The sequence below is a fragment of the Campylobacter concisus genome (genome assembly GCF_902460625.1).
Classification (GTDB): domain Bacteria; phylum Campylobacterota; class Campylobacteria; order Campylobacterales; family Campylobacteraceae; genus Campylobacter_A; species Campylobacter_A concisus_AD.
The window spans coordinates 165,002-167,231 of the sequence record NZ_CABPUT010000004.1 but is presented as its reverse complement, the minus strand read 5'-3'; the positions used below and the strand labels follow the sequence as shown (position 1 = coordinate 167,231).

Sequence of the window (2,230 nt, the reverse complement as noted above, 5' to 3'; positions counted from 1 at the left end):
AATGGTTTAGTTAAACTTGACGAAAAGAACCAAATTTTGGAAAAAGATGTGGGTGGACTGCAAGAAATTTATTCTTATTGAAAGTTAATATCAAATAAATATTTTTATTTACTTAAAGAAAAAATTTATATATTTTTTGATAGTATTCACTTAAAATTTTCGTAAAAATTTACGATATATTGATAAATTCAGGAGGAAGTTTTGGCTGAAGTTAAGAAGAAATTTTTTGTTTGGTCATCTGTGATAATTGGTATCGTGATTGGACTTATAGCATCTATGGGTATAGCAGATGCGCTTCATGCGACTGGCAGTGGCTACATCTGTACCATTTGTCACACGATGGATCCTATGAATGCTGCATATCATGAAGATGTACACGGTGGCAATAACAAACTTGGCATAAAAGCTGAATGTTCAGCCTGTCATCTAAATCATACAAGTGCCTATACTTATGTGCTTACAAAACTTAAAGTATCAATAAACGATGGTTATAAGACATTTTTTACAGATACTGACAAGATCGACTGGCGAAAAAAACGTGAGCATGCATCTCATTTCGTCTATGATAGTGGATGTTTGACTTGTCACTCAAATTTAAAAAATGTTATTCAAGCTGGTAAATCATTCTTACCGCATAGAGACTATTTCGTTCTTGGAAATCCTAATAAAAAATCGTGCGTAGATTGTCATAATCACGTAGGCCACAAAAATTTAGGACTTCATATAGATAAATTTGAAGCAATTAAAAAACAAGAAAACAATAAAACCAAGTAAGGAGGAGAGATGTTTAAAAAGTCGCTAATGTTATTAGCCTGTCTAATGTCTTTTGGCTTTGCCGCAAACATGGATGCAAATAAATCTGATGCTTTAAACCTTAATGTTGTAAAAAACATTAAAGTTGCTCACAAAATGTCAGACTTATCAAAAAGCTGTGTTGAGTGCCACGCTAAAGAGACACCCGGCATAGTTGCCGATTGGAAAAATAGTCGCCACGCTCACGTTGGCGTAAGTTGTATGGATTGCCACTCTGTAAATGCAGATAATCCTATGGCTTCAGTTAAGGTGCATCCAAAAGATTCTAACAACCACGTATCAATGCTAGTTAGCCCAAAAACTTGTGCTAAGTGCCACGAGAATGAGGTTGAAGAATTTGTTAAGAGTGGTCACGCAAGAGGTGCTATGCAAATGTATGCTAACCCTGCGATGGTAAAACTAATGTATCACTATGAAGGTATGGATCATCCAGAATACAAAATGGCTCCAGACGCTACTGGTTGTACACAGTGCCACGGAACCGTCATCAAACTAGACGCTGATCACAAACCTACAAAAGAGACTTGGCCAAACTACGGTATAGGTAATGTTTATCCTGATGGTGGCGTAGGCGGATGTAAATCATGCCACAGCGCACACACATTTAGCATAGCTGAAGCTAGAAAACCAGCTGCTTGTGCATCTTGCCACCTTGGACCTGATCACCCAGATATTGAGATCTTTAACAACTCAATGCACGGACATATCTATAATAGCGAAGCTCACAAATGGAATTTTGATGCTGCTCCTGATACATGGGATGTACCAGACTTTAGAGCTCCAACTTGTGCAGCTTGCCACATGAGTGGTGTTGGTGAAACAACAACAACTCACAATGTTTCAAGAAGACTAAAATGGAACCTATGGGGCGTCAGCAGTAAGCTAAGAACAGCTGGTGATGAACAAGCTGCTGTTGTTTACGAAAAAACTGGCAAACTAACCATAGGAACGCCACTTGCAGGTCATCCAAATGGACCAGAAGCAGCAAGAGCTGAGATGAAGCTAGTTTGTAAAGCTTGCCATACATCAACTCATACAGATAACTTCTTCATTATGGGTGATAAGCAAGTAGAGCTTTATAACGTTTACAATGCTGAAGCAACTAAGATGCTTGAAGAGTTGAAAGCTAAAAACTTACTACTCGCAGACGCTTGGGAAGATGAATTCCAAGATGTTTACTATCATATGTGGCACCACGAAGGTCGCCGTATGAGACAAGGCGCTCTAATGGGTGGTCCTGACTATTCACACTGGCATGGAGTATTTGAAGTTAAGAACGACATTAGAAAACTTCGTGAGATCTATAAACAAAGAATTGAGACTGGTAAAGTTAAATAATTCTTTATAAGGTGGGTTTTCTCCCACCTTACTTTCTTAAATAACTATTAGATTTACTCAACTTAAATCATTTTTTATA

At 37.7% G+C, this 2,230-nt stretch carries 2 protein-coding genes; both read left to right on the top strand.

What is annotated here, in order from left to right:
* The first annotated feature begins 201 nt into the window (after nucleotides 1-201).
* Nucleotides 202-774, top strand: a complete 573-nt coding sequence (locus F3G69_RS03865; protein WP_054196326.1) for a cytochrome c3 family protein — start codon at nucleotides 202-204, stop codon at nucleotides 772-774.
* A gap of 9 nt (nucleotides 775-783) precedes the next feature.
* Complete coding sequence (locus tag F3G69_RS03860; protein WP_084040848.1) at nucleotides 784-2,151, top strand: multiheme c-type cytochrome; 1,368 nt, start codon at nucleotides 784-786, stop codon at nucleotides 2,149-2,151.
* Nucleotides 2,152-2,230 lie beyond the last annotated feature (79 nt).